The organism is Cupriavidus sp. 291-E7 (genome assembly GCF_057798835.1).
In genome coordinates this window covers 63,537-89,701 of sequence record NZ_JBYOJV010000004.1, presented here as the reverse complement: position 1 = coordinate 89,701, position 26,165 = coordinate 63,537, and the positions used below count along the sequence as shown (strand labels likewise).

At 65.3% G+C, this 26,165-nt stretch carries 25 protein-coding genes; 12 read left to right on the top strand and 13 right to left on the bottom strand.

Features of this window, described 5'->3' with window-relative positions:
* Positions 1-34 precede the first annotated feature (34 nt).
* From fdhF to AC3FLX_RS08980, 3 genes are read left to right on the top strand one after another with little or no spacing between them, the layout of a single operon-like run.
* Entirely contained in the window at positions 35-2,908 is a 2,874-nt protein-coding gene (gene fdhF, locus AC3FLX_RS08990) for a formate dehydrogenase subunit alpha (protein WP_488695758.1), read from the top strand.
* Between the two features lie 13 nt (positions 2,909-2,921).
* A complete protein-coding gene (gene fdhD / locus AC3FLX_RS08985; protein ID WP_488695756.1) occupies positions 2,922-3,770 on the top strand; it encodes a formate dehydrogenase accessory sulfurtransferase FdhD in 849 nt (282 codons plus the stop codon).
* Positions 3,771-3,780: 10 nt separating this feature from the next.
* Positions 3,781-4,038, top strand: coding sequence for a formate dehydrogenase subunit delta (locus AC3FLX_RS08980; RefSeq protein WP_488695755.1), 258 nt, complete (start codon positions 3,781-3,783; stop codon positions 4,036-4,038).
* On the opposite strand, the gene AC3FLX_RS08975 is transcribed toward AC3FLX_RS08980, so the two are convergent.
* From AC3FLX_RS08975 to AC3FLX_RS08965, 3 genes are all read right to left on the bottom strand, one after another.
* Positions 4,028-4,501 carry an MgtC/SapB family protein gene (locus AC3FLX_RS08975; RefSeq protein ID WP_488696212.1) on the bottom strand — a complete coding sequence of 158 codons (474 nt, stop codon included), beginning with the start codon at positions 4,499-4,501 and terminating at the stop codon, positions 4,028-4,030. The genes AC3FLX_RS08980 and AC3FLX_RS08975 overlap by 11 nt on opposite strands.
* Before the next feature lie 101 nt (positions 4,502-4,602).
* Positions 4,603-5,298 (bottom strand): transglycosylase domain-containing protein, encoded by a 696-nt coding sequence (locus AC3FLX_RS08970; RefSeq protein WP_488695753.1) that lies wholly within the window; start codon positions 5,296-5,298, stop codon positions 4,603-4,605.
* Positions 5,299-5,371: 73 nt separating this feature from the next.
* Positions 5,372-6,895: a DASS family sodium-coupled anion symporter gene (locus AC3FLX_RS08965; RefSeq protein WP_488695751.1), complete on the bottom strand. Its 1,524-nt coding sequence runs from the start codon at positions 6,893-6,895 to the stop codon at positions 5,372-5,374.
* Positions 6,896-7,196: 301 nt separating this feature from the next.
* Between AC3FLX_RS08965 and AC3FLX_RS08960 the strand changes: the two genes are divergently transcribed.
* A complete protein-coding gene (locus tag AC3FLX_RS08960; RefSeq protein ID WP_488695749.1) occupies positions 7,197-7,973 on the top strand; it encodes a tyrosine-protein phosphatase in 777 nt (258 codons plus the stop codon).
* On the opposite strand, the gene AC3FLX_RS08955 is transcribed toward AC3FLX_RS08960, so the two are convergent.
* Both AC3FLX_RS08955 and AC3FLX_RS08950 read right to left on the bottom strand, forming a co-directional pair.
* On the bottom strand, positions 7,968-9,191 hold the full coding sequence (locus AC3FLX_RS08955; protein WP_488695747.1) for an acetate/propionate family kinase: 1,224 nt from the start codon (positions 9,189-9,191) through the stop codon (positions 7,968-7,970). The two genes, AC3FLX_RS08960 and AC3FLX_RS08955, sit on opposite strands and share 6 nt — an antisense overlap.
* A 12-nt stretch (positions 9,192-9,203) precedes the next feature.
* Complete coding sequence (locus AC3FLX_RS08950; RefSeq protein ID WP_488695745.1) at positions 9,204-10,151, bottom strand: phosphate acetyltransferase; 948 nt, start codon at positions 10,149-10,151, stop codon at positions 9,204-9,206.
* 265 nt (positions 10,152-10,416) lie between these two features.
* Between AC3FLX_RS08950 and AC3FLX_RS08945 the strand changes: the two genes are divergently transcribed.
* The 5 genes from AC3FLX_RS08945 to AC3FLX_RS08925 all read left to right on the top strand — a co-directional run bounded on the left by AC3FLX_RS08945 (position 10,417) and on the right by AC3FLX_RS08925 (position 15,241).
* The gene (locus AC3FLX_RS08945) at positions 10,417-12,714 is read left to right on the top strand and encodes a DUF3141 domain-containing protein (protein ID WP_488695743.1); all 2,298 of its coding nucleotides are present in this window, start codon (positions 10,417-10,419) and stop codon (positions 12,712-12,714) included.
* 34 nt (positions 12,715-12,748) lie between these two features.
* Entirely contained in the window at positions 12,749-13,528 is a 780-nt protein-coding gene (fabI, locus tag AC3FLX_RS08940) for an enoyl-ACP reductase FabI (protein WP_488695742.1), read from the top strand.
* A gap of 91 nt (positions 13,529-13,619) precedes the next feature.
* Positions 13,620-13,862 (top strand): RNA recognition motif domain-containing protein, encoded by a 243-nt coding sequence (locus tag AC3FLX_RS08935; RefSeq protein ID WP_488695740.1) that lies wholly within the window; start codon positions 13,620-13,622, stop codon positions 13,860-13,862.
* A gap of 59 nt (positions 13,863-13,921) precedes the next feature.
* The gene (locus tag AC3FLX_RS08930) at positions 13,922-14,725 is read left to right on the top strand and encodes a TOBE domain-containing protein (protein WP_488695738.1); all 804 of its coding nucleotides are present in this window, start codon (positions 13,922-13,924) and stop codon (positions 14,723-14,725) included.
* A gap of 3 nt (positions 14,726-14,728) precedes the next feature.
* Positions 14,729-15,241, top strand: coding sequence for a class IV adenylate cyclase (locus tag AC3FLX_RS08925; protein ID WP_488695736.1), 513 nt, complete (start codon positions 14,729-14,731; stop codon positions 15,239-15,241).
* Here AC3FLX_RS08925 and AC3FLX_RS08920 read toward each other — a convergent pair.
* Genes AC3FLX_RS08920 through modA form a run of 3 tightly spaced genes read right to left on the bottom strand, consistent with a single transcriptional unit; the run spans position 15,238 to position 17,486 of the window.
* Positions 15,238-15,960, bottom strand: a complete 723-nt coding sequence (locus AC3FLX_RS08920) for an ATP-binding cassette domain-containing protein (RefSeq protein ID WP_488695734.1) — start codon at positions 15,958-15,960, stop codon at positions 15,238-15,240. The genes AC3FLX_RS08925 and AC3FLX_RS08920 overlap by 4 nt on opposite strands.
* A gap of 7 nt (positions 15,961-15,967) precedes the next feature.
* Positions 15,968-16,684, bottom strand: a complete 717-nt coding sequence (modB, locus tag AC3FLX_RS08915) for a molybdate ABC transporter permease subunit (protein WP_488695733.1) — start codon at positions 16,682-16,684, stop codon at positions 15,968-15,970.
* Positions 16,685-16,715: 31 nt separating this feature from the next.
* Positions 16,716-17,486: a molybdate ABC transporter substrate-binding protein gene (modA, locus tag AC3FLX_RS08910; RefSeq protein ID WP_488695731.1), complete on the bottom strand. Its 771-nt coding sequence runs from the start codon at positions 17,484-17,486 to the stop codon at positions 16,716-16,718.
* Between the two features lie 272 nt (positions 17,487-17,758).
* Between modA and AC3FLX_RS08905 the strand changes: the two genes are divergently transcribed.
* The 3 genes from AC3FLX_RS08905 to AC3FLX_RS08895 all read left to right on the top strand — a co-directional run bounded on the left by AC3FLX_RS08905 (position 17,759) and on the right by AC3FLX_RS08895 (position 21,315).
* Positions 17,759-19,825 carry a bifunctional 2',3'-cyclic-nucleotide 2'-phosphodiesterase/3'-nucleotidase gene (locus AC3FLX_RS08905; protein WP_488695729.1) on the top strand — a complete coding sequence of 689 codons (2,067 nt, stop codon included), beginning with the start codon at positions 17,759-17,761 and terminating at the stop codon, positions 19,823-19,825.
* A gap of 14 nt (positions 19,826-19,839) precedes the next feature.
* Positions 19,840-20,652 (top strand): tetratricopeptide repeat protein, encoded by an 813-nt coding sequence (locus AC3FLX_RS08900; protein ID WP_488695727.1) that lies wholly within the window; start codon positions 19,840-19,842, stop codon positions 20,650-20,652.
* Between the two features lie 111 nt (positions 20,653-20,763).
* The gene (locus AC3FLX_RS08895; protein ID WP_488695725.1) at positions 20,764-21,315 is read left to right on the top strand and encodes a nucleoside 2-deoxyribosyltransferase; all 552 of its coding nucleotides are present in this window, start codon (positions 20,764-20,766) and stop codon (positions 21,313-21,315) included.
* On the opposite strand, the gene AC3FLX_RS08890 is transcribed toward AC3FLX_RS08895, so the two are convergent.
* Genes AC3FLX_RS08890 through AC3FLX_RS08870 form a run of 5 tightly spaced genes read right to left on the bottom strand, consistent with a single transcriptional unit; the run spans position 21,312 to position 26,148 of the window.
* Positions 21,312-21,971, bottom strand: coding sequence for a PqiC family protein (locus AC3FLX_RS08890; RefSeq protein WP_488695724.1), 660 nt, complete (start codon positions 21,969-21,971; stop codon positions 21,312-21,314). The genes AC3FLX_RS08895 and AC3FLX_RS08890 overlap by 4 nt on opposite strands.
* On the bottom strand, positions 21,968-23,611 hold the full coding sequence (locus AC3FLX_RS08885; RefSeq protein WP_488695722.1) for a PqiB family protein: 1,644 nt from the start codon (positions 23,609-23,611) through the stop codon (positions 21,968-21,970). The genes AC3FLX_RS08890 and AC3FLX_RS08885 overlap by 4 nt, the downstream gene beginning before the upstream one ends.
* On the bottom strand, positions 23,598-24,374 hold the full coding sequence (locus tag AC3FLX_RS08880) for a paraquat-inducible protein A (RefSeq protein WP_488695720.1): 777 nt from the start codon (positions 24,372-24,374) through the stop codon (positions 23,598-23,600). Before AC3FLX_RS08880 ends, AC3FLX_RS08885 begins: the two co-directional genes overlap by 14 nt.
* Positions 24,371-25,048, bottom strand: a complete 678-nt coding sequence (locus tag AC3FLX_RS08875) for a paraquat-inducible protein A (protein ID WP_488695715.1) — start codon at positions 25,046-25,048, stop codon at positions 24,371-24,373. The genes AC3FLX_RS08880 and AC3FLX_RS08875 overlap by 4 nt, the downstream gene beginning before the upstream one ends.
* Positions 25,045-26,148: an AI-2E family transporter gene (locus AC3FLX_RS08870; protein WP_488695711.1), complete on the bottom strand. Its 1,104-nt coding sequence runs from the start codon at positions 26,146-26,148 to the stop codon at positions 25,045-25,047. Before AC3FLX_RS08870 ends, AC3FLX_RS08875 begins: the two co-directional genes overlap by 4 nt.
* Positions 26,149-26,165: the final 17 nt, after the last annotated feature.

Here is a 26,165-nt window from a genome sequence, read left to right as displayed (position 1 = left end):
TCCTCATAAAGCAGTGCATTACGGGAGACGTCCCTTGAACGCTCGCGACGATTTTGACTACGGAACCCCCGCCATCGACTCAGACACGATGGTGACGCTGGAGATCGACGGCGTATCCGTCACCGTGCCCGCCGGCACCTCCGTCATGCGCGCCTCCGCCGAAGCCGGCATTGGCGTGCCCAAGCTCTGCGCCACCGACTCACTGGAACCGTTCGGCTCGTGCCGTCTGTGCCTGGTGGAAATCGAAGGCCGGCGCGGCTATCCGGCGTCGTGCACGACGCCCGTGGAACCCGGCATGAAGGTGCGCACGCAGAGCGGCAAGCTCGGCGAACTGCGCCGTGGTGTGATGGAGCTGTATATCTCCGATCACCCGCTCGACTGCCTGACCTGCCCGACCAACGGTAACTGCGAGCTGCAGGACATGGCCGGCGTGGTGGGCCTGCGCGAAGTGCGCTACGCGGATGGTGCCGGCGGTGCCTCGCCCATTGCCACGCACACGCAGATGAAGAAGGACGAGTCGAATCCGTACTTCACGTATGACCCGTCCAAGTGCATCGTCTGCAACCGTTGCGTGCGTGCCTGCGAAGAGACGCAAGGCACGTTTGCGCTGACGATCAGCGGGCGCGGCTTCGACTCCCGCGTGGCGGCCGGCACGAGCCAGCCGTTCATGGAATCGGACTGCGTATCCTGCGGCGCCTGCGTGCAGGCTTGCCCGACCGCCACGCTGACGGAAACGTCGGTGATCCAGCTTGGCCAGCCGTCGCACAGCAAGGTCACCACGTGCGCATACTGCGGCGTGGGTTGCTCGTTCAAGGCCGAGATGAAGGGCAACGAAGTGGTGCGCATGGTGCCGTACAAGGACGGCGCCGCCAACGAAGGCCATGCCTGCGTGAAGGGCCGCTTCGCCTGGGGCTATGCCACGCACAAGGATCGCATTCTGAAGCCGATGATCCGCGCCAAGATCACCGACCCGTGGCGCGAAGTGTCGTGGGAAGAGGCGATCGGCTACGCCGCGTCGCAGTTCAAGCGTATCCAGGCCGAGCATGGCAAGGATTCGATCGGCGGCATCGTGTCGTCGCGCTGCACGAACGAGGAAGGCTATCTGGTGCAGAAGCTCGTGCGCGCCGCGTTCGGCAACAACAACGTCGACACCTGCGCGCGGGTTTGCCATTCGCCCACGGGCTACGGCCTGAAGACCACGCTTGGCGAATCGGCGGGCACGCAGACGTTCCGCTCGGTGGCCAAGGCCGACGTGATCATGGTGATCGGCGCCAATCCGACCGATGGCCATCCGGTGTTCGCATCGCGCATGAAGCGCCGTCTGCGCGCCGGCGCCAAGCTGATCGTCGTTGATCCGCGCCAGATCGACCTGGTCGATTCGCCGCATATCCGCGCGGACTACCATCTGCAACTGCGTCCGGGTACCAACGTGGCCGTGGTGACGTCGCTGGCGCACGTGATCGTGACCGAGGGCCTGCTGGCCGAGCAGTTCATCGCCGAGCGCTGCGAAGACCGGGCGTTCCAGCAATGGCGCGATTTTGTGGCGCTGCCCGAGAATTCTCCGGAAGCGCTGGAAGCATCGACCGGCGTGCCGGCCGACCTGATGCGTGGCGCCGCACGGCTCTACGCCACCGGCGGCAACGCGGCCATCTACTACGGCCTGGGCGTGACCGAGCATGCGCAAGGTTCCACCACGGTGATGGGCATTGCCAACCTGGCGATGGCTACCGGCAACGTTGGCCGCGAAGGCGTGGGCGTGAACCCGCTGCGTGGTCAGAACAACGTGCAGGGTTCGTGCGACATGGGTTCGTTCCCGCACGAGCTGCCCGGCTATCGCCATGTGTCCGATTCCACGGTACGTACCAGCTTCGAGGCTGCCTGGGGCGTCGACATCAATCCGGAACCGGGCCTGCGCATTCCCAACATGTTCGAGGCCGCGATCACGGGCTCGTTCAAGGGCCTGTATTGCCAGGGCGAGGATATCGTCCAGTCCGATCCGAACACGCAGCACGTGGCCGAGGCACTGTCGTCGATGGAGTGTATCGTCGTGCAGGACATCTTCCTGAACGAGACCGCCAAGTACGCGCACGTGTTCCTGCCCGGTTCGTCGTTCCTGGAAAAGGACGGCACGTTCACCAATGCCGAGCGCCGCATCTCGCGCGTGCGCAAGGTGATGCCGGCCAAGGCGGGCTATTCGGACTGGGAAGTCACGCTGCTGCTGTCGGAGGCGCTTGGCTATCCGATGGCTTATAGCCATCCGTCCGAAATCATGGACGAGATCGCGCGCCTGACGCCGACGTTCTCGGGCGTGAGCTACCAGAAGCTCGACGAACTGGGCAGCGTCCAGTGGCCCTGCAACGCCGAGGCGCCGCACGGCACGCCGACCATGCACGTCGATGGCTTCGTGCGCGGCAAGGGCAAGTTCATCATCACCAAGTACGTGCCGACCGACGAGAAGGTCACGCCGAAGTATCCGCTGCTGCTGACCACGGGTCGCATCCTGTCGCAGTACAACGTCGGCGCGCAGACGCGGCGCACGGATAACGTGCACTGGCATGACGAGGACCGCCTGGAGCTTCACCCGCACGATGCCGAGGAGCGTGGCATCAAGGACGGCGACTGGGTTGGCGTGCAGAGCCGCGCGGGCGAGACGGTGCTGCGTGCCATCGTCAGCCAGCGCATGCAGCCGGGCGTGGTCTACACGACATTCCACTTCCCGGAGTCGGGCGCCAACGTGATTACCACCGACAACTCGGACTGGGCCACGAACTGCCCCGAGTACAAGGTGACGGCGGTGCAGGTGATGCCGGTGGCGCAACCGTCCACATGGCAGCGCAACTATCAGGCGTTCAACGAGGAGCAGCTCGGACACCTGCGCGCGGCCAGCGAGACGGCGCAGGCGGGCTGACGCAGGACTGGCGATGAAGCGCGACGTACCATCCCCCGATAGCGCAACCGGTACCGACGAGGTACCGGCACAGCGCACGTTCGCGGTCAGGCGCTGGCGGCATGGCACGATGACGCCGGAGGTTGACCACCTGGCCGAGGAAATCCCCGTTGCACTGGAGTACAACGGCATCTCGCACGCGGTGATGCTGGCCACGCCGGCCGACCTGGAGGACTTCGCCATCGGCTTCAGCCTCAGCGAGGGCATTGTCGATGCGGCCGGCGATATCTACGGCATCGACGTGGAGGCCGGCGAGCAAGGCATCACGGTGAAGGTGGAGATCGCCACGGGCGCGTTCGTGGAACTCAAGGGCAGGCGTCGCGCGTTGGCCGGGCGTACCGGATGCGGACTGTGCGGCACCGAATCGCTAGACGAGGTGATGCGCATGCCGCAGCCGGTGCGCAGCGATGCCAGCTTCGATCCCCGCGTGTTCGAGCATGCATTCGCGGTGCTGCACAAGCGGCAGGCGCTGTTGCGCGACACCGGGGCCACGCATGCCGCGGCGTGGATGCGTGCCGATGGCGAGATCGCGCTGGTGCGCGAGGACGTGGGCCGCCACAATGCGCTGGACAAGCTGGCGGGCGCGCTGGCTCGTGGCGGCCAGGAAGATATTGCGAAGGGCGCGGTCATCGTCACAAGCCGCGCAAGCTACGAGATGGTGCAGAAGACCGCGGCCATCGGCGCCGGTGTGCTGGCTGCCGTGTCAGGGCCGACCGCGATGGCCGTGCGCCTGGCCGAAACCGCCGGCCTGACGCTGGCCGGCTTTGTGCGCGGCGGCAGCATGGTGGTCTACAGCCATCCCCAACGACTTCATACGGAATAAAAGGTCAGGCATGCATATCGAAAACCTGGTCAAGATGGCCAACCAGATCGGCAACTTCTTCGAGGCAATGCCGGATCGTGAAGAAGCGCTCGCCGATATCGCCTCCCATGTCAAGAAGTTCTGGGAGCCGCGCATGAAGCGCGCGTTCCTGGCGCATATGGACGACGCCGGAGGCGAAGGCGTGGAACCCATCGTCAAGGAAGCGGTGGCGCGTCACCGCGAAAAGTTCGAAGTGACGCTGCGCGACGCGGCCACAACTACTGCTTGAGCCGATAGAGCAACTGCAGGATCGCCAGTCCGAATACGGTGGCGATCACCGCGGTCATTTCGCGGCCCAGCCCGCATGCCACGCCGATGGCCGCCACGGTCCAGATGCTGGCGGCGGTGGTCAGCCCGCGGATGTCCTCTTTACCGCCGCTGTGCTTGATGATGGCGCCTGCGCCGAGAAAGCCGATGCCGGACATCAACCCCTGCAGCACGCGGCTCATATCGCCCAGCGGCATGCCGGCCTGCAGCGGTACCAGCACAAACAGCGCCGACCCCATCGCCACCAGCATGTGCGTGCGCAAACCGGCGGGCTTGCCGGCCGACTCCCGCTCGTAGCCGATCAGGCCGCCGAGCAGCACGGCCAGTGTCAGCCGTAGCAGGATGCGTGTGAGTTCCTTGACGTCCGGTACATCCGCGAACTCCGATCGCAGCGTGCCGTAGACTTCGCCCCAAAGTCCTTCCATCATGGCTGTCTCCACGGTTGTTTCCACCCTTCGGCGTTTCGTGGAGGCAGGCTAGCATGCGGGGGCAGGGCGGCGCCGTCGGGCGCCCGCTGACATAGCTGTCAGCGCAGCCGCAGTGGCTCCAGCAGCGCGGCGTCGTACTGGGCGCGCGTGATGCGGCCCAGTTCCATCATGCGCAGCAGAATGTAGGTCTGGCGCTGCCGTGCGCGGCGCGGATTGACCACCGGATTGTTGGCGGACGGCGCCTTGGGCAGGCCAGCCAGCATCGCGCATTCGGCCAGCGTCAGTTGTTCGACGGGCTTGCCGAAATAGGTCTGCGCCGCCTCCGAGAAGCCATAGGCGCCCTGGCCAAGGTAGATCTTGTTCAGGTAGAGCTCAAGGATCTCATCCTTGGTCAGCGTGTTCTCGATGCGGTAGGCCAGCAGGATTTCGTAGAGCTTGCGCGTGTAGGTCTTCTGGCGGGACAGGAAGAAATTGCGGGCCACCTGCATCGTGATCGTGGAAGCGCCCTGCGACAGCTCGTCCGACAGATTGGCGATGCCGGCGCGCATCACGCCAACATAGTCGACGCCATCGTGCAGATAGAAGCGGTCATCCTCGATGGCGACTACCGCCTCCGGCAGTGTGTGCGGAAAATCGCCCAGCTTGACGTAGCCAGCCGTTTGCCTGAACGCCATCAGCGAATCGAGCGACGGCAACTGCCGGTTGGCCATCAGGACGGCAAAGGCGACCAGCAACACGCCGCCCACCGCGGCGAGCAGCACGAACTTGACGAAGGCGGACCAGAGACGTTGCATGGCGCATATTGTGCCATTGGCGGCACGCCCCGCCCATGTTTGTGCTGTCCGGTCCGCGGGTATCGCCGGAGAATCAGATCCAGCCAAGCCAGCGCCAGTACGTGGATGCAAACAGCAGCATCAACAGGTAGCCGATGATGGTGAGCGGTATGCCGATGCGGGCGAACTGCTTGCCATTGAATGTGTCGGTGCCCAGGCAGACCATGTTCTGCGGCGCGTTGATCGGCAGGATGAAGCCGAAGCTGACCGTGAAGCCGAGCAGCATGGTCATGCCGACCCTGTTGATATCGCCGGGCAGCGTCTGCAATACCGCGATCAGGATCGGCAGCAGCGCGGCCGTCAGCGCCGTGGCGCTGGCAAAGCCCAGGTGGATCAGGATCAGGAACGCGGCAAGCACCGCAAAGACCATCAGCGTGCCGTGATCGGCCAGGCCGGAATGCGTGACGACGAACCCGCCCAGCCACTGGCCGGCCTTCGTCGTCAGCAGCGCGGTGCCAAGGCTGATGCCGACGCCGAACACGATCAGCGTGCCCCACGGCGTGCGCTGCTGCATGGTCTTCCAGTCCATCACGCCGATGCGCGGCATCATCAGGATGACCAGGCCGATGAATGTGATGGTGGCCGTATCGAATGAATGGAGCTTGCCCTCGGTGGCCCAGAACAGCAGCAGGCCGATGGCCACGGCGGACAGGCGCTTCTGCGGCGCGGACATCGGCCCCAGCGCGGTCAGTTCCCGCTGCACGGCTTCCTTGCCGCCTGCGATTGCCTCGGTTTCCGGCGGCAGCAGCCAGCGCACCAGGAAGTACAGGACCACCGACATCACGATGGCCCACGGCGCACCGGCCACCAGCCATTGCAGCCAGGTCACGCGCTCGCCGAGCAGCTTATCCATGAAGCCGGCGGTCAGCAGGTTCTGCGCTGCCGCGGTCTGGATGCCGACGTTCCATACGCTGGTGGCCAGCGCCACCATGATCATGATGCCGGCGGCGATATTCGACTTCTTGTCGACACCGAACGCGGCAATCACACCCATCATGATCGGCACGGTACACGCGCTGCGCGCGGTGGCACTTGGCACCACCAGGCTCAGGATGATGGTGACCGCGATGGTGCCGATCAGGATGCGGCGCGTACTCGTGCCGATCGCGGAAAGTGTCACCAGCGCGATGCGCCGGTCCAGCCCGGTGACGGTCATCGCCGCCGAGATGAACAGCGCGGCGGCCACCAGTGCCAGCGCGGTATTGGAGAATCCGGCCAGCGCCATGCCCAGCGCGCGCGACGTGCCGTAGATCGTGTTCGGATCATTTACCATCGGCGCGAACCCGATCAACCCGGCCATCAGCGACGTGATCATGACGGCGCTGGTTTCATACGTGACCGCTTCGGTGATCCACACCACCACCGCGAAGGCCAGGATCGCCAGCATGCGCTGTCCGGCGACGGGCAGGTCCGGTGGCATTGGAATCATGAGCACCGCGATCAGCACCGCGACGGCGGCGTAGAGACCCCAGTGAATGCGTAGTTTGGGAGCGACGGACACACTCGCCGCAGCCGCGGAGCCGCCGGGGCCGGCAGGAGAAATTTGAGGGTCAGGCATTTGAAACTTCCTTGGTCTGGAGTAGCTGGCCGGACACGTAGCGAAGCAGGATCGCCGTGTTCGACACAGGGGCATTATGTGAACCGCCAGGCAGCATGCCAAGCCGATGGAGTCTCAAAAATTGCCTTGGATCAACACTCCAGTAAGTCGGAAATTTCAAGAGAAATGGCACATTGCAGAAACGGCAATGGCAGGCGGAATATCTGTTGCAGGAAGGGTGTTCTCTCGGCAGGCGATCTGAAATAATTGATGCCAACACTGAATGTTTTCAAATGCGCGTCGTGTGGCGCGCCAAAGGGATATGCAGACTGATGAAGCCAAACTGGCAGCCGCCGCGATGCGGACTTGCCTCGATCTGGAGACCATCGCCAACGCGCGCGATCTCGGCGGACTGACTGGCCACGCCGGACGCCGCGTCCGGCAGCACAAGCTGTATCGCAGTGCCAATCCCGCGCTCGGTTGTGCCGCGGATCTCGACAAGCTCGACGCCATGCAACTGGACATCGTTGTCGACTTCCGCTCTACCGGTGAGAAGTCGCCGGCCGAGGCCGCATTCGGCGAGCGCTTCGAATGGCTGGCGGTGCCCGTGCTGGACGGCACGATGTCGATGGATGTGCTGATGCCACGCCTGCGTGCCAGCAATGCCGCGCAGATGCACGGGTTCATGCTCGACGTGTATCGAGATTTTCCCGTGCGCTACCGCGATGCCTTCGGTGCATTCCTGCGCCATGCCGAAGCGGGCAAGACGCTGTACTACCACTGTACAGCAGGCAAGGACCGCACCGGATTTGCGTCACTGCTGCTGCTGAGCGCGCTGGGCGTGGCACAGGACGACATCGTGGCCAACTATCTTGAGTCGAACCACTGGAACCGGCGCTTCAACGAGAAGATGCTTGCGGGGGTGGAACAGATCGGCGTGACGCCCGATGCGATGATGCCGTTGCTGGAAGTGCGTCCCGAATACATCGAAGCGTCGATGGATGCGATCGCGCAAACGTATGGCAGCGTCGAGCGGTTTCTGGCCGACAATCTCGGTGTCGACGCCGCACTGCTGCGCCGACACTACCTGGAGTCATAGGCCGCCGTTCTCGCGCAATATCCGCGCGGTCGATAGCGCGATCATGCCTTCCTCGTCCGTTGGCAGCACCAGCACCGGCACGCGGCTGGCATCGTGGCTCACGCGCTGGCAGTTCTCGCCATTCGCCGCTGCGTCGAGCGAGATACCGAACAGGTCGGTCAGATGTGCGCAGATGCGCGACCGAACCTCCGGCGAATTGGCACCGATGCCCGCGGTGAAGACCAGCGCTTCCAGGCCGCCGAGCGTGACGGCCAGTTTGCCGATTTCCTGCGCGGCACGATATGCGTAGAAATCGACGGCAAGCTTTGCGCGCGGGCTGTCGCTGGCCAGCAGCGCGCGCATGTCGCTGCTGATGCCAGAGATGCCCTTGAGGCCCGACTGTCCGTAGAGCATCGACTGGATGGCATCCGCGCCCATGCCCTGCGCGGCCAGGTACAGCACGGCACCGGGATCGATCGATCCGCAGCGCGTTCCCATCGGCATGCCGTCGAGCGCCGTCAGGCCCATCGTCGAATCCACGCTCTTGCCGTCCCGCATGGCGCACAGGCTCGCGCCGTTGCCCAGATGTGCCACGATGACGCGGCCATCGGCCAGATCGGGCGCCACCTGCCTGAGTCGCCGGGCGATATACGCGTACGACAAACCGTGAAAGCCATAACGCCGCACGCCTTGCTCGTAGTACTCGTAGGGCAGCGCCATCAACTGCGCCAGCGGATCGCGGCCGGCGTGGAATGCCGTGTCGAAGCAGGCTACCTGAAGCAGGTCGGGCGCCGCGCCGCGAATGGCGCGGATGGCGGTCAGGTTGTGCGGCTGGTGCAGCGGTGCCAGCGGCACCAGCGCTTCCAGTTTTGCGATGACGTCGTCGTCGATGCGCACCGCATCGGAAAATTCGCTGCCGCCATGCACCACGCGATGCCCGATCGCCACCGGCGGCGTATCGCGCAGCGCTACGCTCAGCGTCAGGCGGATCAGGCGAAAGGCCGCGTCGTGATCGGCTACCTGCTCGACGGGAAACGTCTGGTCGGTGACTTCGCGGCCGTCGGCCATGCGCGCCACCAGGCGCGGCGTCACGCCGATGCCTTCGATCTGGCCGTGCGCTTCCAGCGTGGGCTGAATGTCAACGTTCTCGTGCGCGCACTCCGGCACCACGTAGATCGACACCTTCACGCTCGAAGAACCGGCGTTGACGACAAGAATGACGGGGTGGGGTGTGCTCACGCGCGGTTCTCCTCAGGCGGGTACGGCGGCTTGCGAGGTGCGCCGCGCGTGGGCCAGCAGCACGGCGATCGCGCAACTGCCGATGCGGGCGCGCACGCTGTCGGCGCGGCTGGTCAGGATGATCGGCACGCGCGCGCCCAGCACGATGCCCGCCGCTTCGGCGCCAGCCAGGAAGGTGAGCTGCTTGGCCAGCATGTTGCCCGCCTCAAGGTCGGGCACGAGCAGGATGTCGGGGTCGCCCGCCACCTCGGAACGGATGCCCTTGGTCTCGGCGGCTGCCTTGCTGATGGCGTTGTCGAACGCGAGCGGGCCATCGAGCAGGCCGCCTTCGATCTGTCCGCGCTCGCTCATCTTGCAGAGCGCGGCGGCTTCGATCGTCGAAGGAATCTTGTCGGTAACGGTCTCCACCGCGGACAGGATGGCCACCTTGGGATGCTCGACGCCGAGCACGCGCACGAGGTCGATCGCGTTGCGCACGATGTCGGCCTTCTCGTTCAGCGTCGGAAAGATATTGACCGCCGCGTCGGTGATGAAGAGCGGCTTGTGATAGTTCGGCACGTCCATCGCAAATACATGCGACAGGCGCCGCGCGGTACGCAGGCCACTGGCGGAGCGTGCCACCGTTTGCAGCAGTTCGTCGCTGTGCAGGCTGCCCTTCATCAGCAGCTCGGCGTGTCCGGTGCGCACGGCCTCGACCGCATATTCGGCCGAAGCATGGCTGTGCGGCGCATCGATGATCTCTGTGTCGCCCAGAGCCAGGCCATGTTCCTCGGCCACCGCGCGAATGCGCGCGGCGGGACCGCACAGAATCGGCACGATCAGCCCAAGCCGGGCCGCTTCCAGCGCGCCATCGAGCGACGAATAGTCGCAGGGATGGGCCACGGCGGTGGGAATGGGCGGCAGGCCCTCGCAGCGTGCGAGCAGCATGGCGTACTTGTCTTCGGACGATGGTGTCGGCATGGGCGGGTACCTGGTGTTCCATCGGGACAGCACCCGCGTGCGGATGCTGCATCGCGCAAAACGTCTTGGGGGAGTATAGGCCAATGCGTGCGCCGTATCGATGACTTGCTGTTGTCATATACGTCATTGTCAATAGCATTGGCCTTTGGTGACAGTTGTCATGTCGCGCCGAGGCTGGTAGATTTTTGCTGTTGCATCGCAGCAAGCGGTGTACGCACCACGCTGCACGCCATCTGACTCCGCCTATCCCAAAGGAGAAACGGAAATGAATGCACGCCAACCTGTTACGGGACAAGCGCCCGGGCAGGACGATACCGCCGCCGCTCCCGAATCCGCTGAAACCCCCGTATCGCCATTTGCGTCCCTCGGACCGTTTGCCGCGTTCCCACCGGTCCCGCTGAACCCCGTGGCGCAGGCAGCGTGGGAATACGGACTCGATGCCTGGCAGCGCTCCATCCTCTTCCTCGATATCCTGCGCCAGCGCGGCAACGAAACCGCCGAGCACGAAAAAGGCGGCATGCCGCCCGTGCTTGTGTTCGATTACGAGGTGCTGATCGATGGGCGCGATCTGCCCAAGCCGGTCAACTATGCGCTGATGCGCATCGTGCCACCCGAGGCGCATCCCACCGATATGAGCAAGCGCGCATTCGTGGTGATGGACCCGCGCGCGGGTCATGGACCCGGCATCGGCGGCTTCAAGGCCGACAGCGAGATTGGCAACGCGATCCGCACCGGACATCCGTGCTACTTCATCACGTTCTTCCGTGACCCCTGCCCGGGTCAGACCATCGAGGACGTGGCGCGCACCGAAGGCAAGTTCCTGCTGGCCGTCGCCGAACGTCATCCCGATGCACCGGGCAAGCCGTTCGTGATCGGCAATTGCCAGGCGGGCTGGGCACTGCTGATGCTGGCAGCGGCGGCGCCCGATGTGACCGGCCCGATCTTGCTGGCCGGCGCGCCGGTGGCCTATTGGTCCGGCGTACGAGGCAAGAACCCGATGCGCTATTCGGGCGGCCTGCTCGGCGGCACCTGGCTGTCGTCGCTGGCGGCGGACCTCGGAAACGGCCGCTTTGACGGCGCCTGGCTGGTGCAGAACTTCGAGAAGCTGAATCCCTCGAACACGCTGTGGGAAAAGCTGTACAACGTCTACGCCAAGGTGGACACGGAAGGGCCGCGCTTCCTGGAATTCGAGCGCTGGTGGGGCGGCCATTTCCTGATGAACCGCGCGGAGATCGACTGGATCGTGCAGAACCTGTTCGTCGGCAACCATCTGACGGCCGGCGAGGTGCGCAGCAACGATGGCAAGACCGTGATCGACCTGCGTAATGTCCGCTCACCGGTGATCGTGTTCGCTTCCTGGGGAGACAACATCACGCCGCCGCAGCAGGCGCTGAACTGGATTCCCGATCTGTACGCGAGCGTGGACGAGATCGTGGCCAACGACCAGACCATCGTCTATTGCCTGCATCCGTCGATCGGGCACCTCGGCATTTTCGTCTCGGGCAGCGTGGCAAACAAGGAGCACTCGGAACTGTTCTGCGCGCTCGATCTGATCGACGTGCTGCCGCCGGGCCTGTACGAAGCGAAGATCGAGGACTTCGCGCCCGATTCCCCGCACAGTGAACTGATCGAAGGCCGCTACCTGGTGCGCTTCGAGCGGCGGACCATCGACGATATCCTGGCACTCGACGATGGCCGCGCCGACGAGCAGCCCTTTGAAGTCGTACGCCGCGTGGCCGAGATCAACCAGCATGTCTATGACACGTTCGCCTCACCGGTGGTGCGTGCGATGGCGAACGAGTCCACGGCCGAGGCGATCCGGGCCACCCATCCGTCGCGGCTCGAACGCTCGCTGTTCACCGACGGCAATCCGTGGATGCAATGGATCGCCGCAATGGCGCCGGCCGTGCGCGAGGCGCGCAAGCCCGTGTCGCCGGACAACCCGTTCCTGGCCATGCAGCAGGCGATGTCCGACCAGATCGTGCGCTCGCTGGACCAGTACCGCGATGCGCGCGATGCCTGGCAGGAGCGCATGTTCGAATCGATCTATGCCACGCCCTGGCTGCCTGCGCTGCTGGGCATGACGACCACGCCAAAGCGCCCGGAGTCGCCGGCGGTGACCGCCTTGCGCAAGGAGGTGGCCGATCTGCGTCGGCGCGAGGCCGAGCGCGAAATTGGCACGGGCACGGCGCTCGACGCGTTCCTGCGCGTGCTGTCGTACGTCACGCAGGGCCGCTCGGCCATCGAGGAAAGGCCGTTCAACCTGCTGCGCAAGCTGGCCCGCGAGAATCCGCCGGAAAAGCGCATCACGCTGGCGCAGTTCAAGGACGCGGTGCGGCGGCAGAGCTATATCGTCAGCCTGGACCCGGAAGGCGCAATCCGCGTGCTGCCGGACCTCGTGCCGGACATGAAGGAGCGGCGCCGCATCATGGTGCTCGCGCACCGTGTGCTCACGGTCGGCGGCCCGCTCGATGCGGAATGGCTGGAACGTTATCGCGAAGTGGCCGAAGCCTTCGGCACCGACCACGGCAACGGCAAGGCAATGCAGGAGGCGGAAGCCTGACTGGTTGCTCCGTAACCGCCCACGGGAGAAGCTCATGGTCCAAGTCCCCAACCCGCCGCTGTCCGGTCATCGCGTTCTGATCGCCGGCGTTGCCAATGAGGATTCCATTGCCTGGGGTTGCGCGCGGGCGTTCCGCGAACTCGGTGCCGAGGTGGCACTGACCTACCTGAACGAAAAGGCATATCCCCATGTGGCGCCGCTGGCCGAGCAGATCAGGGCGCCGCTGCTGTTGCCGCTGAATGTGGAAGACGACGCGCAGATGGACGCGCTGTTCACGCGGATCGGCGAGACGTGGGGCCGGTTGGATTCGGTCGTGCATTCGGTGGCTTTCGCGCCCAAGGCCGATCTGCAAGGCGGACTGCTGCAATCGTCAGCGGCCGGATTTGCGCGCGCGATGGATGTATCGTGCCATTCGTTCATCCGGATGGCACGGCGCGCGGTGCCGCTGATGGATCGGGGCGGCACGCTGTTTGCGATGAGCTATGACGGCGCCAACCGCGTGGTGCCGAACTACGACCTGATGGGGCCGGTCAAGGCCGCGCTCGAGGCGACGTGCCGCTATCTGGCCTATGAACTTGGGCCGCAGGGCATCCGCGTGCATGCGATTTCGCCGGGACCGCTCAAGACACGCGCCGCATCGGGCCTCAAGGACTTCGACGTGCTGCTGGCCGAGGCCGCGGGGCGTGCGCCGCTGGGGGAACTGGTCGACATCATGGACGTCGGCTTTACCACGGCCTACCTGGCCACGCCTTATGCGCGCCGTGTGTCCGGCAACACGGTGTATGTGGACGGCGGCGTGCACATCATGGCCTGAAACGTGCGATTGCCGCATCGTCGGGGCGCCACAAGGCAAAGCGCGGCCTAAAATACACGCATCACCACTTTCCAAAAGGGGAGAGGCTGCAATGCAGGTACTGATCCGTGGGCTGCATCGTGATGTGACCGAGGACATGCTGCGCGACAAGCTCAAGGACTACGCCAAGGTCAACTCCGTCGAGATCGTGCGCGACGGCGATCCGAATCACCCCTGGGCGTGGGTGGACCTGGCGGTCGACCCATTCACCTGCTGGCGCCTGCTGCGACAGTTGGACAAGCAGTACTTTGCCGGCAGTGTCATGCGCTGGTATATCCCCGCCCATCAAAGCTGACGCGCCGGGTGCTTCCGGCGGTACCATACGCATTTCCGACACTACTGACAGGTCAGCGCATGCTTGAACTCCAGGGCGCCATCTGGTTTCGTGCCGGCAAGCACGACTGGGGCGGCAAAGACCGCATCGCGCTGCTGGCCGCGATTGGCGAGCATGGCTCGATCACGGCCGCCGCACGCGCGGTGGGCATCAGCTACAAGGGCGCGTGGGATGCCATCGACGCCATGAACAACAGCGCCGGCGAACCGCTGGTGCTTCGTGCGGCGGGCGGCAAGGGCGGCGGCGGCACGCGGCTGACCGAACGCGCGGAGCGGCTGATTGCGACGTACCGGATCATGGAAACCGAGCACGCGCGCTTTCTCGCTCATCTGGAACGCGCCGGCGCGATGTTCGATGCGCATCCCGAAGACCTTCACCTGATCCAACGCATGATGATCAAGACCAGTGCGCGCAACAAGCTGTTCGGCCGCGTGGAGGCCGTGCGGGCCGGCGCCGTCAATGACGAAGTCACGCTGGCGTTGCCGGGCGGCCTGCGCATCGTGTCCACGATCACACATGAGAGCGTCGAGACGCTGGGCCTGGCACCCGGTGCCGAGGCATTTGCGCTGGTCAAGGCGTCGTCGGTGATGATCGGTCTGCCCGACCCGGCAGCCCGGCTTTCCGCGCGCAACCAGTTGCCGGGCACGGTGGCGCGCCTGGCACCCGGCGCGGTCAACGCCGAGGTAGTGCTTGATCTCGATGGCGGCGGCACCGTGGCGGCCATCATCACCAACACGGCACTGACCGACCTCGATCTGAAGGAAGGCACGCGCGCGCTGGCCATCTTCAAGGCATCGAGCGTCATTCTTGGGACGATGATCTGAGGCATGGCACGCAACGTTGAAATCAAGGCGCGCATCGCCAGCGTCGAAGCGCTGGTACCGCGAGCGGCGGCGCTTGCCACCGAGGGACCGGAACGAATCGAGCAGGACGATACGTTCTTTCCATGTCCGAATGGCCGTCTGAAGCTACGCGCATTTCACGCGCAGTCGGGGCAGTTGATCTTCTATGCACGGCCAGACCTCGCGGGGCCGAAGGAGAGCTTCTACATCCTGTCGCCCACGGCTTCACCCGATACGCTGCGCGATGCCCTGACCGCTGCGCAGGGTATCAGCGGCAGGGTGCGCAAGGTGCGCACGCTGTTCCTGGTGGGACGCACGCGCGTGCATCTCGATCGTGTGGAAGGACTGGGCGATTTTCTGGAGCTTGAGGTCGTGCTGCGCGATGACGAGCCGGTCGAAGCCGGCGTGGCGGAGGCGCATGCACTGATGGCGCAACTTGGGGTGGCGCCCGATGCGCTGATCGAAGGCGCGTACGTGGATCTGCTGAACGCGCGCTAGGCCACGTGGGCGGTCTGCGGTGCGTAGACTGGCGGATGCCGGTGCGCGCGGCCGCTGGCATGGATGCGGCCGTCGCGGATTTCCAGCACATGCTCACCTAGCACTTCGACGTCCTCAGGGTCGTGCGAAATCATCAGCATCGGCACGTCGAGGCTTTCCTGCAGGGCGCGCAGCTCCTGGCGCATGCGCGTGCGCAAGGCAGGGTCGAGCGCCGAGAACGGTTCGTCGAGCAGCAGGATGTCCGGCCGGGCTACCAGGGCGCGGGCCAAGGCAACACGCTGCTTCTGGCCACCCGAGATTTGCGATGGGTACTGGTTGACGATATCGCGCAGGCCAAACGCATCGATCCAGCGGACGGCTTCCGGCGGCAAGGCCCGGCGGCCAGGGTTGCGCCAGCCTCGTCGCAAACCAAATGCAATGTTCTGCGACACGGTCAGGTGCGGGAAGAGCGCGTAATCCTGGAACAGATAGGCCACGCGGCGGTCCTGGGGACGCACATCGATACCGGCGTCACTATCGAACAGCGTCTGGCCATTCAGCACGATCCGGCCGCTGTCGGGCGCCATCAGTCCGGCGATGGCGCGCAGCGTCAGGCTCTTGCCGGCACCGGACGGGCCGAACAGCGCAATGCGCCGGCTGTCCGATTCGAATGCGATATCAAGCGCGAAGTGGCGATCCTGGGATGCCATGCGCTTGCGGACGGTGATCTGCATGCTCATGACGATCTCACTTGGCAGCCGGGGCGCGCGTGAACTTGCGCCGTTCGAAGAGATTGGCCGTGCCGCGCTGAGCGGGCGGCACCAGGCGCGCCGCCGCCACGAGCAATACGATGCAGGTCACGGAAGTGACCAGTACCAGCAGATTGGCGGTGTCGTCGTTGCCGGCCTGCACGGCCTCGTAGATCGCCACGGACAGTGTCTGCGTGCGGCCCGGCAGGTTGCCGGCCACCATCAGCGTGGCGCCAAACTCGCCCAGGGCGCGCGCAAAGGCCAGCAGCACGCCTGCCACGATGCCGGGCAGCGCCATCGGCAGGGTCACGCGAAAGAAAACTCCGGCCTCTGAGATGCCCAGCACGCGCGCGGCGTTTTCGAGCTGGTGGTCCACGCCCTCGAACGCGGCGCGCGCCGACTTGAGCACCAGCGGAAAGGCGACCACGGTGGAGGCCAGTACCGCGCCCTGCCACGTGAATACGAGTTCGATGCCGAGCTTTTCCAGCCATGCGCCAAACACGCCGCGCCGGCCCACCAGCACAAGCAGGTAATAGCCGAGCACCGTGGGCGGCAGCACCAGCGGCAGCGTCAGGATGGCATCGACCACATCGCGCGCGTTCGAGCGCCAGCGCGCGATCGCATAGGCGGCCGCCACGCCCAGGATGGCATTGAGCAACGTGGCCCAGCCCGCTACCTTGAGCGACAGCAGCAGTGGAACCCAGACGGCATCCATGTGGCGGCAGTGTTAGTTGGTTCTTGGGAGATCAGGGCTTCTGGAAGCCGTACTTGGCCAGCGTCGCCTGGCCTTCGGGCGACAGCACGTATTGTACGAACGCATTGGCCTGCTGTGCCTGTTTGGTCTGCGCGGTCACGGCAATCGGATAGGTCACCGGCGTGGCGGTCGGCACGCGCGTGGCCACCTTGACCTTGTCCGGCATCACAGCCGCGTCGGTGGCAAACACAAAGCCGGCATCGACCTCGCCGCGCGCCACGTAGTCCAGCGCCTGGCGCACGTTCTGTGCAGGCACGCCCTTGGCTTCCACCGCGCTCCACAGGCCCTGCGATTCCAGCGCGCCCTTGGTGTAGCGGCCCACCGGCACCGATGACGGATTGCCATAGGCAACGCGCTTGACGTCCGCCCGTGTCAGGTCCTTCGGTGCGGCGATGTCAAGCTTGCTGTCGTGCGGCACGATCAGCACGATCGCGTTGGCCGCGAAATCCTTGCGCGAAGCGGGCTGCACCACTTTTTCGGCCTCGGCCTTGTTCATCGCGTCCTGGTCGGCGGAAGCAAACACGTCGGCCGGGGCACCCTTGACGATCTGCTGCATCAGCACGTCGGACGCGCCGAAGTTCAGCACCACCTTGGTATCGGGATGGGCGCGCTCGAACTGCTCGCCCAGTTGCTTGAATGCGTTGGTCAGGCTGGCGGCGGCGGAAACCACCAGGTCGGCGGCAAACGCCGACGGCGCGGCCAGTGTCAGGGCAACCAGGGCGGCGCCCGCTGCGGCGCGGCGCACGAAAGGATGAAGGGTCATGGCAGATGCGGGAGAAAGTGGATGGAGTGCACGATCGTTTGCATCCGCAATATAAGCGCCTATATAACGCAGCGTCAATTGCGCAAATGGATAAGGGTCTTCAGCCAATCGGAATAGTCTGCTCGGCGGCAGCACATTTCGATATGTCATTTCTGCCATATTCGAATCGATTGTCACGATAATGACGCGATTTCGCCACTTCTCTGCCATCCGGACTTCCGACAATCCCCTGGCTGCACCACAAACAGAAAACGACAGGGGAATCCGAGACCATGCAACACCATCGCATCCGGGCCGCCATGCTGGCGGCCCTGGTGGCCACCGCATTGGCCGCCTGTGGCTCCGACGACAACAATAGCAACGCCGGCAACGGCAACAACGGCAACAACAGCAACACATCGATCCCGGCGGGCACGAAGTCCACGCTGGCGCTGCTGGAAACCACCGACCTGCACACCAATGTGCTGAGCTACGACTACTTCAAGCTTGCCGAAGACAAGTCGATCGGTTTCGAGCGCGTGGCCACGCTGATCAAGTCGGCGCGCGCCGAATTCCCGAACACCATGCTGCTGGACAACGGCGACACCATCCAGGGCACCGCGCTGTCGGACTACCAGGCGCTGGTCAAGCCGGTGACGTGCAGCGAGACGCTGGCCATGTACAAGGTGATGAACGCGGCCAGTTTCGACGGCGGCGGCATCGGCAACCACGAGTTCAACTATGGCCTGCAGTACCTGAGCCAGGTCACGGGCAACCGCTTCAACGTTGCTGGCCTGCCCGATCCATCGGCGCAGCAGACCTGTGCCGGCCCGAAGTTCCCGCAGGTGCTGGCCAACGTCTACAGCGTCAAGACCCGCCAGCCGCTGTTCCAGCCATACGCGATCCTGAGCAAGACGATTACCGCCACCGGCCCCGACGGCAAGACGATTTCCGCACCGATCAAGGTCGGCATCATCGGCTTTGCACCGCCGGCTATCCTGAGCTGGGACAAGCGCTGGCTCGACGGCAAGGTCTACACCGAGGGCGTGGTCGAGACCGCGCAGAAATACATCCCCGAAATGCGCGCCAAGGGCGCCGACCTGATCGTCGTGATCTCGCACGGCGGGCTGGACAATTCCACCTACTCGCCGACGATGGAAAACGGCAGCTATCACCTGTCGAAGGTGGCGGGCGTGGATGCGATGCTGATTGGCCACTCGCACCAGATCTTCCCCGATGCCAACAGCACGGTCGGCCAGTTCAACCTGCCGGGCGTGGACAAGGTCAAGGGCACGGTCAACGGCGTGCCTACCGTGATGGCCAACTATTGGGGCAAGCACCTGGGTGTGGTCAACCTGGCGCTGAACTATGACGGCAAGGCCTGGAGCGTCGACCGTGCCAACACCAAGGTGGAAGCGCGTTCCACGCAGAACGCCGACAAGTCGTATGTGGCCGCCGACGCCAGCGTGGCGCCCGCCATCGATACGGAGCACCAGGCCACCATCCAGTACGTGAAGACCCCGATCGGCAGCACCGACTACCGCATGACGAGCTACTTCGCCGATGTGGGTGATCCGGGCGCGATCCAGATCGTGAACCAGGCGCAGGCCAAGTACGTGAAGGACTACATCACGGCCAATCTGCCGGCGCTGGCGGCACTGCCGGTGCTGTCCGTGTCGGCGCCGTTCAAGAGCGGCTTTGGCGGCGGCAATGACTACACCGATGTGGCGATGGGCAACCTGGCCATCAACAACGCTGCCGACCTGTACCTGTATCCGAACACGGTCTACGCGGTGAAGGTCAACGGCGACGAGGTCAAGGCGTGGCTGGAAACGGCGGCCAAGCGCTTCAACCAGATCAACCCGGCACTGACCACGGAGCAGCAGCTGATCAGCACGTTCCCGGGCTACAACTTCGACATGTTCACCGATGCCGACATGCAGTACGAGATCGATGTCACGCAGCCGGTGGGCAGCCGCATCAAGAACCTGACGTACAAGGGCGCTGCGGTGACCTCGGCGATGGACTTCATCGTGGCCACCAACAACTACCGCGCCAGCGGCGGCGGCAACTTTCCGGGCCTCGATGGCACGAAGACCGTCTACGCATCGCCCGACGCCAACCGCGACGTGCTGATCCAGTACATCAAGACCATTGCCAACGTGACCCGCGCCAGCAATGGCAGCGCCCGCAGCTGGCACTTCACGAAGGTGGTGACCAGCGGCGACGTGGTGTTCAGCTCGGGCGTGGGCATGCTGTCTCAGGCAGCGGCCGGCGGCGTGGCCGGCGTGTCGCTGGTTGCGGCCGACGATGGCTCGAACAAGAACCTGTCGAAGTACAAGATCGATCTGAACCAGTAACGCGATTCACTCTGATGCAAGCCACTGCTACCGTCACACCGCCTCGGCCCGTCTCGCGGCGACTTCCGCGTATTCATCCCCTGTTCGTCGCCGCGACGCTGGCCGTGGCGGTGGCCACTGCAGGCGTGGCGGGTGCCGCCGTGTGGCGGCACCAGTCCGACACACGGCAGGCCGAGATTTCGCAATGGCAATTGCTGGCGACCTCGGCGGGGGATGCGGACGCGCTCGACCGCCTGCAGCAAGGTGCCCGCGCGGGAGAAACCGTCGCGCGTGCCGCGCTCGGTGAAACGCTAATGTCGCGCGCCGATGCGGCAACTCGCGCCGACGGCGAGCGTTGGCTGCGTATGGCTGCTGAAAGCGGCCATGTCCGCGCGCAGTTCCTGCTTGGCAAGGCGGCCATGCTGGGCGGCCTGGCGTCAGGCCGGACCGATCTGCCATTGGCATGGCAGCAACTCGATGCGGCGGCACGCGGCGGCGATGTCGGTGCTGCCTACTATCTGGGCCTGCTGTATCGCGGCGGGTATGGCCGTACGCCAGACCCGGCCAGCGCGGCACGCTGGTTCAAGGTGGCCGCTGACGGCGGCGTTGCGCAGGCCATGTTCATGCTGGCCAATGCGTACCGTGAAGGCGAGGGCGTGGCACGGGACGACGCGCGCGCGGTGTCATGGTACGAAGTGGCCGCCGAGCGCGAGCACCCGGCATCGATCCAGGCATTGGCGATGGCCTACCGCAATGGCGAACTCGGGCTGGCCCAGGATGATCGCAACTACCGCCAGCACATGGCCGAGGCCGCGCATGCGCTGAAGCATCCGGCAATCACTCCGTAGCGTGTCCTGGCGGCCGGGTGTCGTTCTCCTCCCACAGGAGGGGTGCGACACCCTCTGGCTGGCAACACGAGCGCTGCGCTATGCTTCATAGCGTCCTTCGAAGGAGACGCCATGAAGACCATCTACCTCGCCGGGTTCGACGTATTTCGCAAGGACGCGCCCGCCTGGGGTCAGCACCTGAAGACCCTCTGCGCGCAGCATGGCTACGAAGGGCTGTACCCGCTCGACAAGGCGGTGCCAAAGGGACTCTCCGGTCCGGCTGCCGCGCAGTGGATCTACGAATCCAATATCGCGCTGATTCGCCGCGCCGATATCGTGATGGCGAATCTCGATGACTTCCGTGGCCCCGGTGAGCCGGACAGCGGCACCGTGTTCGAAGTGGGATTCGCCGTGGCGCTGCAGAAAACCGTATGGGGCTATGCGGCCGACGCCGGCACGCTGCTGGACCGTGCGCGGGCGAGTACCGACGATGACGGCGACGCACGCGATGCCCGTGGCTATGTGGTGGAGAATTTCGGCCTGCCGATGAACCTGATGCTGGCTTGCAGCGTCCGGCTGGTGCACGGAGACGCCGAAGCGTGTCTGGCGGAAATTGCCGAGGCCGACCGCCGCCGCGCCGCGCGGCGTGCGCAGGCGCTGGCCGAGGGTGGCCCCGAAGATTAACGTGACGGCGCCGTGGTCTTGGCGGCGGCGCCGCCCTGCACGTGCAGCGAGCGGACGCCGCTGGCAATTTCCGACGCCGTGGTGGCCAGTATCTGCCGGTAGGCGCCAACCATGCCATCCACCTGGCCTGGCGCGGGCAGATCGGCCTCCGTGCGGCCGCTCAGCACCTTGCCGTCGGGCAGCCGGCGTACGGTCCACGCGATCGTCGCGCCGGCGCGCTGGCCAGGGTCGGCTTCGAGACGTACCACCTCGGTCGTGATGCGGAACACGGGTTCCACGTCCGCCAGGCCCTGCTGATAGGTATCCACGGCACCAAGGTTGCCCTGCAACTGCTGCGACAACGCATCGCGCAGTTCGTCGGGCAATGGCGATGCCCAGCGCGACTGGTCGAGCAGCCGCACGTTACCGTTGGCGTCGGTCACCACGAGCTGGGCGCGATTCAGGCGCTCCGGAACGCGCACCGGCGACACTTCAATCCAGATCGGCGACGTGGCGGCGGGGCTGGCCGCCAGCGCGGGCGTGCCAGCCGTACCGGCCGCGGTGGCCGCGGCAGGGCCGGTTGCCAGCGTGTAGTAGCGCGGCTCCGGCGATGCGCAGCCTCCGAGCCAGACCACGGCAGCCAGCGCGGCGCAGAGCATCAGCGAACGATTCATCATTTGTCCTCCGTCTTGCCGCGCAGCAGCGCTTCGGGGTGGCGTTCGAGGTAATCGGTGAGCGCGCGCAGCGATACCGCCGTGCGCGTCAGTTCCTGCATCATGCGGCGCGTGTCCTGCTGCAGCGGCGCATCGGACGCCAGCGTGCCGTTGGCCGAGTTCAAGGTGCGGCGCGCGTCCTGCAGCGCGGCCAGCACCTGGGGCGCGACATCGCCATTGAGCTGGGCCACGAGCTTGTCGGCGGTCTCCAGCATCTTGTTCATCGATGCGATGGCCGTGCGTGTGTCCTGGCCGATCTGGTCGAACGGCACCTTGTCGATCTTGTTGACGATCTCGCCGAGCTTGGCCTGCAGTTCGTCAAACGTTCCCGGCGTCGTCGGGAATTCCGGCATCGGTGCTTCGAGGTCGATATCCTTGGCTGGCGGCGCCTTCGGGAAGAAGTCGAGCGCCACATAGAGCTGCCCGGTCAGCAGGTTGCCGGTACGCAGCTGCGCACGCATGCCGCGCTTGACCAGCGCCTGCACGATGGTGCGCTTGCGCGCTTCGTCAGCCACGTCGCGCTCGCGGAAGCCCATCCGCGACGGATACAGCTCCACCACCACCGGCATGCGGAACGCCTTCTTGTCCCGCTGGTATTCGATGCCGATCGAACGGACCTGCCCCACGATCACGCCGCGGAAGTCTACCGGCGCACCCGGCGACAGACCGCGCACCGACTGGTCGAAGTTCAGCACGGCCAGCGTCGGCGCCAGTTCCTCGGGTTCCTTCATCGCCTCGGCCTGATCGCCCGCGAGCAGGAACTGTGTGTTCTCGGCGGCAGCCGTTTGCGCAGCCGAATTTTCCGGCACCTGGAAGGCCACACCGCCCAGCAGCACTGTCACCAGTGACTGCGTCGAGAGCTTGAGGCCGCTGGCATCGAGCTTCAGGTCGACACCGCTGGCGTGCCAGAAGCGAGTGTCGGCGGTCACGAGCTTGTCGTAGGGTTTGTTGACGAATACGCGCAGCGTGATGTCGCGGCCGTTCGGCTCCAGCTGGTAGGCCACCACTTGGCCCACCTGCACGCGGCGATAGTAGACCGGGGACCCGATGTCGAGCGAACCCAGGTCTTGCGCACGCAACACGAATTGCCGGCCCGACGCATCGGTGGTGATCACGGGCGGCACCTCCAGGCCCGTGAAGCTACGGGTGGTCTCGCCGGACTTGCCCGCGTCCACGCCGATATAGGCGCCCGAAAGCAGCGTTTCCAGCCCCGACACCCCGCTGATCGCAAAACGCGGGCGCACCACCCAGAACCGCGTGTCCTTGACCGCGAAGTTCTCGGCGTCCTTGGTCAACTCGATCGTGGCCAGCACATGGGAGCGATCCGACGCCAGCCGCACCGACTTGACCAGCCCGATGTCCACGTCCTTGTAGCGCACGGCGGTCTTTCCGGGTGTCAGACCTTCGGCGGTGCTGAACGTGACCGTGATTTCGGGGCCGCGTGAGGCAAGCGTGCTGATCAGCAGCGAGATGCCAACCACGGCGGCCACGATCGGAATCAGCCACACCAGCGACGGCAGCCAGCGTGTACGGCTTTTGCGCGCGGGTTGCGGCAGCCCGGAGGAGGGGCCGGGAGGAGGAGATTGGATGTCAGGATCGGGCATTGTCGGATTCCGGCAATTTCGATGAGGGATGCGCGTCGAGCGAATCCCATAGCAGGCGAGGGTCGAACGAGAGCGACGCCAGCATGGTCAGTACGACCACGGAGGCAAAGGCCAGCGCCCCGCCTCCAGGAATGATCGTGGCCAGCGCGCCGGCGCGCACCAGTGCGGCCAGCAGTGCTACCACGAAGATATCGAGCATGGACCACCGGCCGATGATCTCGACCAGGCCATAGAGCCTGGTCTGTTGCCGGATGCGCCAGGTGGACCTGAAATGCACCGACGCCAGCAGCAGCGTCAGGATCAGCATCTTGAGCAGCGGCACGATGATGCTGGCAATCAGCACCACACCGGCCAGCATATGCGAGCCGGACAGCCACAGGTAGATCACGCCGGACATGATCGTATCGCGCTGCGTGCCCAGGATGGATTGGGTCACCATCACCGGCAGCAGGTTGGCGGGTATGTAGAGAATGAACGCCGACAGCAGGAACGCCCAGGTGCGGGCCAGGCTGGCTGGCTTGCGACGATGGAGCGTGGCGCCGCAGCGCGGGCACGGCTCGCCGTCGAGCGCGATCGGGCTGACGAGGTCGCATGCATGGCAAGACAACAACCCGCGCGACGCCGCCGTGGGCACCTGCGCCAGCGGTGTGCGTTCGTCGTCATCGGTCAGCTCGGCCACCACGTCGGCGGCCATGCGGCGCGAACGTGCCAGTTGCTCGCGCGCCTGTGCGGTGCGTGACGGACGGGGCTGAGGCGTGCTCATGATGCGTCCACCCTCGGCGGCACTTCGTCGGCGCCGGCCGGTTCCAGGTAATGCCAGAGATCGCGCGGATCGAACGACAGCATCGCGGCCAGCACCACCACGAGCGCTCCGAACGACCAGAGCGCCACGCCAGGAATCACCTGTGCCATCGTCGACAGCTTCACCACGGTTACCAGTACGCCGATCATGAAGACCTCGATCATGCCCCACGGCCGGGTCTGGCGGATGCCTCGCACGATGCGGTCTAAACCGGCCGGCATGCGATGGCGTGCCATCGGCACCAGCAGGTAGCACATCATCAGCATTTCGGAGAGCGGGAACAGGATCGTGGTGCCGAACACGAGCATGGCGACCAATGTCATGTGGTCGGAATGCAGGGCCATCACGGCGCCCCACAGCGTGGTCTCGGTGCGCACGCCCTTGAGATCCATCTCGACGATCGGATAGGTGTTCGAGACCAGGAACAGGATCAGCGCCGTCATCACCAGCGGCAGCAGCCGGCGGTAGGCGCGTGTGCTTTCACGGTACAGCAGGCCGCCGCAGCGCAGGCAGGTGGCGCGTTCGCCGGGCGCCAGCGCGGTGCGCTCGTAGAGCGCGTCGCAATACTCGCACGCCACAAGCCGGTGCAGGTCCTGCGCCGGGTCCTGTGACGAGGCGTGCGTGTCCTGCGTCATGCGTCCGGCGTCAGTTGCGAGGGCGGTGCCGGTGTCACGTCGGTCACGCCGGGCCGTTCCTGCGTGCCGATGGTCCAGTCGCGCAGCAGCGCGTAGGCCACGGCCAGCACCGTCGGGCCAAGGAACACACCGAGGAAGCCAAAAGCCAGCGCCCCACCCAGCACGCCCATCATGATCCAGATCAGCGGCAGGCCGGTGCCCTTGCTGATCAGCAGCGGCTTGATCACGTTGTCGGCCATGCCGACCACCACGGCACCCCACACCACCATGAAGATGGCCCAGCCCGTTTCGCCGCCGTGATAGAGCCACAGTGCGGCCGGAATCCAGATCAGCGGCGGACCCATCGGAATCACGGACACGAAGAATGTAATGAGGCCCAGGATGGCGGCGCCGGGCACGCCTGCGATCCAGAAGCCGATCGCGGCCAGCACCGCCTGCACGAACGCGGTACCGAGCACGCCGTAGACCACGCCCTTGATGGTGCCGCCGGCCAGTGCCATCAGGTGATCGGCCCGTTCGCCCGCCACGCGGCGCATGCCGCCACGCAGCCAGTCCACGGCCAGCTCGCCGCCGGTATAGAAGAAGAAGGCCAGGATGATGGACAACGCGAGCTGGCCGAGTCCGCCGCCGATCGACAGGCCCGCGCCCAGCAGCGCATGGCCCACCGGCGCGATCAGCTTGCGCAGGTTGGCCACCATTTCGGAATCGGCGTGGATGATCTGCTCGTAGCTCGACTGCAATTGCGGCCCCACATAGGGCAGGCCGCTGAGCCAGTCCGGCAGTTGCGGGAAGCCGCGCTCGGCGTAGCGGTTGACCAGGCCGGTCAGCTCATCGATATGGGCGGAGAAGCTGGCGCCGGCGTAGACAAACGGCCCCAGCACGATGACCGTGGCGACCAGCACGCACACCAGCGCGGCCAGACCGCGGCGGTTGCCCAGCCAGCGCGACAGCACGGTATAGGGGTACCACGAGGCGTAGGCCAGGATGGCGCCCCAGACCAGCGCCGTGGCAAACGGGGCAAGAACCAGCAGCGATCCACCAATCAGAACGATCAGCGCAAATACGGCGGCAAGCTTCTCAATCAATTGTCCGGAACTCATCGTCGCGCGCCTGACCG

What these genes read in the sequence shown, in the direction of transcription:
- fdhD (WP_488695756.1), top strand. Translation starts at nt 2,922, where the DNA reads ATGAAGCGCGACGTACCATCCCCCGATAGCGCAACCGGTACCGACGAG.
- AC3FLX_RS08980 (WP_488695755.1), top strand. Translation starts at nt 3,781, where the DNA reads ATGCATATCGAAAACCTGGTCAAGATGGCCAACCAGATCGGCAACTTC.
- AC3FLX_RS08975 (WP_488696212.1), bottom strand. Translation starts at nt 4,501, where the DNA reads ATGGAAGGACTTTGGGGCGAAGTCTACGGCACGCTGCGATCGGAGTTC.
- AC3FLX_RS08970 (WP_488695753.1), bottom strand. Translation starts at nt 5,298, where the DNA reads ATGCAACGTCTCTGGTCCGCCTTCGTCAAGTTCGTGCTGCTCGCCGCG.
- AC3FLX_RS08965 (WP_488695751.1), bottom strand. Translation starts at nt 6,895, where the DNA reads ATGCCTGACCCTCAAATTTCTCCTGCCGGCCCCGGCGGCTCCGCGGCT.
- AC3FLX_RS08960 (WP_488695749.1), top strand. Translation starts at nt 7,197, where the DNA reads ATGCAGACTGATGAAGCCAAACTGGCAGCCGCCGCGATGCGGACTTGC.
- AC3FLX_RS08950 (WP_488695745.1), bottom strand. Translation starts at nt 10,151, where the DNA reads ATGCCGACACCATCGTCCGAAGACAAGTACGCCATGCTGCTCGCACGC.
- AC3FLX_RS08945 (WP_488695743.1), top strand. Translation starts at nt 10,417, where the DNA reads ATGAATGCACGCCAACCTGTTACGGGACAAGCGCCCGGGCAGGACGAT.
- fabI (WP_488695742.1), top strand. Translation starts at nt 12,749, where the DNA reads ATGGTCCAAGTCCCCAACCCGCCGCTGTCCGGTCATCGCGTTCTGATC.
- AC3FLX_RS08935 (WP_488695740.1), top strand. Translation starts at nt 13,620, where the DNA reads ATGCAGGTACTGATCCGTGGGCTGCATCGTGATGTGACCGAGGACATG.
- AC3FLX_RS08930 (WP_488695738.1), top strand. Translation starts at nt 13,922, where the DNA reads ATGCTTGAACTCCAGGGCGCCATCTGGTTTCGTGCCGGCAAGCACGAC.
- AC3FLX_RS08925 (WP_488695736.1), top strand. Translation starts at nt 14,729, where the DNA reads ATGGCACGCAACGTTGAAATCAAGGCGCGCATCGCCAGCGTCGAAGCG.
- AC3FLX_RS08920 (WP_488695734.1), bottom strand. Translation starts at nt 15,960, where the DNA reads ATGAGCATGCAGATCACCGTCCGCAAGCGCATGGCATCCCAGGATCGC.
- modB (WP_488695733.1), bottom strand. Translation starts at nt 16,684, where the DNA reads ATGGATGCCGTCTGGGTTCCACTGCTGCTGTCGCTCAAGGTAGCGGGC.
- modA (WP_488695731.1), bottom strand. Translation starts at nt 17,486, where the DNA reads ATGACCCTTCATCCTTTCGTGCGCCGCGCCGCAGCGGGCGCCGCCCTG.
- AC3FLX_RS08905 (WP_488695729.1), top strand. Translation starts at nt 17,759, where the DNA reads ATGCAACACCATCGCATCCGGGCCGCCATGCTGGCGGCCCTGGTGGCC.
- AC3FLX_RS08900 (WP_488695727.1), top strand. Translation starts at nt 19,840, where the DNA reads ATGCAAGCCACTGCTACCGTCACACCGCCTCGGCCCGTCTCGCGGCGA.
- AC3FLX_RS08895 (WP_488695725.1), top strand. Translation starts at nt 20,764, where the DNA reads ATGAAGACCATCTACCTCGCCGGGTTCGACGTATTTCGCAAGGACGCG.
- AC3FLX_RS08890 (WP_488695724.1), bottom strand. Translation starts at nt 21,971, where the DNA reads ATGATGAATCGTTCGCTGATGCTCTGCGCCGCGCTGGCTGCCGTGGTC.
- AC3FLX_RS08885 (WP_488695722.1), bottom strand. Translation starts at nt 23,611, where the DNA reads ATGCCCGATCCTGACATCCAATCTCCTCCTCCCGGCCCCTCCTCCGGG.
- AC3FLX_RS08880 (WP_488695720.1), bottom strand. Translation starts at nt 24,374, where the DNA reads ATGAGCACGCCTCAGCCCCGTCCGTCACGCACCGCACAGGCGCGCGAG.
- AC3FLX_RS08875 (WP_488695715.1), bottom strand. Translation starts at nt 25,048, where the DNA reads ATGACGCAGGACACGCACGCCTCGTCACAGGACCCGGCGCAGGACCTG.
- AC3FLX_RS08870 (WP_488695711.1), bottom strand. Translation starts at nt 26,148, where the DNA reads ATGAGTTCCGGACAATTGATTGAGAAGCTTGCCGCCGTATTTGCGCTG.